Genomic DNA, 3,249 nt, shown 5'->3' with positions numbered 1-3,249 from the left:
TAAGCCCGCAACAAACAGTTGTGGGCTTTTCACCTTTAAAAAATGTTTGCCACTTGGTAGCGGTTGTGGAGGTGGCAGCCGACGTAGCCGCGCAGGCTGAGCGCCTAGCTCCCCTCTTTGTGGGACTTCGCGCTTTAAGCGAACCGGGGCGGGGGAGGCAAAATTTTTACCCCCAGAGGCAACCGCTACCGCAAAGGTTGCATCTACCCCATCAAACGCCCTGCTATCGTCCCTTTCTACTCTTTCTTCCTGTGACTGACGCCGACCTCATTGCTGCTTGCCGCCAAGGCAACAGCCGCGCTCAAAAACAGCTCTACGAGCGGTTTTCGGGCCTGATGCTGTCCGTGTGTTCGCGCTATCTGCGCCACCGCGAAGACGCGGAAGAAGTGATGCTGATGGGTTTTGTGAAAGTATTCAGAGCGTTGGATCAATACCGCCACGAGGGCAGTTTTGAGGGCTGGATTCGGAAGATTATGGTAAACGAGTCCCTGGGCCAGCTGCGCCGCAAGGAGCCGCTCCACCTGGCCATCGATGATTACCCCGTAGACGTAGCCATCACGGCGGCCGACGCGGAAAGTGACCTGGCCGCGGCCGATTTGATGCACATGCTTACCCAATTGCCCGCCGGTTATCGTACCGTTTTTAACCTCTACGCCGTAGAGGGCTACTCTCACCCCGAAATTGCCGAGCTGCTGGGCATTACGGAGGGCACCAGTAAATCGCAGCTGAGTAAGGCTCGGGCCATGCTCCAGCGTCGCTTAGGCGGGGCGGGCACTGCTTCAGCTTCCACCTCCTCACCTAAAGAATTTTATGCAACCGGAAGATATTGATAAGCTGTTTCGGGAGAAGCTGGAGCGCCACGCGCCCCCGCCGCCCGACTACCTCTGGGCCCAGCTCGAAGCCGAGCTGCAGCCCGCCCGTAAGCGCCCCGTCATGTGGCTCTACGCCTCTGCGGCCGTGATTACGCTATTGATGCTGGCTGGCGCTGCCTGGTTGTGGCAGGGGGCAAATCTGAACCCAACTGTTGGTACAGTAACTACTGTTTCAACGAAGGCTTCACCAAAAACGCCTGCTGAGGCTTCTTCGAAAAATTCATCTTCTCAGGCAACCCTTCCCGCCGCCCAGCCATCTACCCCAACAGAAGCCGCCGTAGTAGCAGCGGCTCCTGTGAAGCAGCCAGAGTCGGGTGCGCAACCAACCCGGCCGCTTCGCCCCAAGTCAGCTTCTGCTCCGCAACTGGTCCGCGCTACGCCTACTCCTCGCTCCTCATCACCTAAAACGCTCACTGTCAAGCCCACACAGAACACTATGGTAGCCGCCCTTACTCCCACCAAAGCGCAACCGGAGCGCCCCGCGGCGGAGGAAACGCAGCCAAAAGCCCCCCAGCAGCTCCCCACCGTAGCCACCGCTACCCCGCCCGTACCCACGGGTCCGATAGAAGTGGAAGTGCGCCATTCGTCGGTCACGGCGGCCCTGGCTGCTACCCAGGAGGCTCCGCGCCGGGGCCGCCTCGGCGGGCAGGTGATGCGCCAGGTGAGCAATGCCCTGCGCGGCGAACCAGTGACCTTACCCCGCTTACCTGAGGAAGTAACCGTGACGGTACGGCCTCCCGGCGCCAACCACGCCCTTGTTATTCAACTCTAATTTTTCCTGCACCATGAACCGCTTCTACACCCTGCTGGCAGTAGTGCTGCTGGCCCTGGCCGCGCCTTGCCGCACCCTCGCCGCCGCCCCCGCCCCCGACGACACCATTGTGGTGAAACTGCCTAACCAGGCTACTATGACGCTGTTTGTCAAGAACAAAGCTCAGCTGCGCGAGCTGCGCAACTACAAGCTCGACTCGCTCATGATCCTGCTGGACACCTACATCACCCAGGCCGAAGCCGCCGGCAAAACCGCCAAAACAGAGTCGGTGACAATGGAATTTTACCCCGCCAAAGACCAGCCCGGCAAGCAGGTGCCCGAGCAAATCCGGGTGACGGTGCGCACGGATGAAGGCAAAAAAGGCAACACCGAACGGGTAGATGTGGTATTGGGCCGCGCCTTCGGAGTATCGGTAGTGGAAGATGGCGATGGCGACCATGTCTCCGTCAAAGTGGGCACCTCGGCCGTCGACGACTCCACAAAAACCGCCCAGCGCAAAGCCAAGCAGGATGCGCGCAACGCCCGCCCCGGCCACACCAACATCGGCTTCGATATTGGCCTGAATGCGCTGGTCAATCGGGATGCCACCACGGCCGAAGACTTCGACCTGCGGCCTTTCGGCTCCCGCTACATCAGCTTCAACTGGCACTATATGTATCGCCTCGGCCCCCAGGGCAGCCCCGTGCGCCTGCTCACCGGCCCCGAGCTGTCTTTCAACAACTACATGTTTGATAATAATGCCCGCCTGTTCACGACGCCTACCAACACGCTAATTCAGAACGAGCCAACCCTGAACCTGGAGAAAAGCAAGCTCTCTACCACCACCATCAATCTGCCGCTCATGTTGCTGCTCAACGCCAAAAACAGGAAAGGCAACGACGACGGTTTCCGGCTTGGGGCGGGCGGCTTTGCCGGCTATCGCCTCGGCAGCCACACCAAGATCAAATACGACAACGAAGGCCGCAACCGCAAAGATAAAGACCGCGGCAGCTTCAACCTCGAAGATTTCAACTATGGCCTGCAAGGCCTCGTGGGTATTGGCGGCCTGGATCTGTTCGTCAAATACAACCTCAACGAGCTGTTCAAGGACGGCCGCGGCCCCCAAGCCCAGACGCTCAGCTTCGGCGTGACGTTTGGGGGAATGTAAGCTCAGCTTCCATTCGTAGTAACTCATAAGAAAAGCCCCCCAGATACGTCTGGGGGGCTTTTTTACGCGCATTGCATCTTAAGCAATTATTACCTCATACACAGTTTTTATCCTTAACTAATGATTACAAGACGCTTTAGGCTAGCATCCAATTCTTAGCCGGGAGGTTGAGTTTCTCAAAGTGAAAGACTGAGTCACTAGCCCCCTTTGAGGCATTTCGGCGCTATCGCGCCTTATTCTCCTCATAGGGTAAACTATGTCTTTACAGCAAGCGTAAGGGAAAATATTGTACTATTTTTTCATCTAATTTTTCTATCCTAAAAACACATGAAAATACCCTTATCACTCACCAAATGGGGCGCGGCTGTGCTGCTGTTGGCGTCGCTGAGTAGCTGCGAGGACATCCTGGAGCAGTATTTCCCCAAGCCCACCCCAACACCCCCTACCATCCCCACCTT

General features: G+C 57.6%; 3 protein-coding genes. All 3 read left to right on the top strand.

The window, feature by feature from the left end; genetic code table 11:
- Window positions 1-251: 251 nt before the first annotated feature.
- Genes MKZ35_RS06080 through MKZ35_RS06070 form a run of 3 tightly spaced genes read left to right on the top strand, consistent with a single transcriptional unit; the run spans window position 252 to window position 2,791 of the window.
- Window positions 252-830, top strand: a complete 579-nt coding sequence (locus MKZ35_RS06080; RefSeq protein ID WP_482512341.1) for an RNA polymerase sigma factor — start codon at window positions 252-254, stop codon at window positions 828-830.
- On the top strand, window positions 811-1,644 hold the full coding sequence (locus MKZ35_RS06075) for a hypothetical protein (RefSeq protein WP_482512340.1): 834 nt from the start codon (window positions 811-813) through the stop codon (window positions 1,642-1,644). The genes MKZ35_RS06080 and MKZ35_RS06075 overlap by 20 nt, the downstream gene beginning before the upstream one ends.
- 13 nt (window positions 1,645-1,657) lie before the next feature.
- Window positions 1,658-2,791 (top strand): outer membrane beta-barrel protein, encoded by a 1,134-nt coding sequence (locus MKZ35_RS06070; protein ID WP_482512339.1) that lies wholly within the window; start codon window positions 1,658-1,660, stop codon window positions 2,789-2,791.
- Window positions 2,792-3,249 lie beyond the last annotated feature (458 nt).

The sequence above is a fragment of the Hymenobacter sp. R533113 genome, from assembly GCF_056835965.1.
The sequence above is the reverse complement of the archived record's forward strand: the minus strand, read 5'-3'. Positions and strand labels throughout refer to the sequence as shown.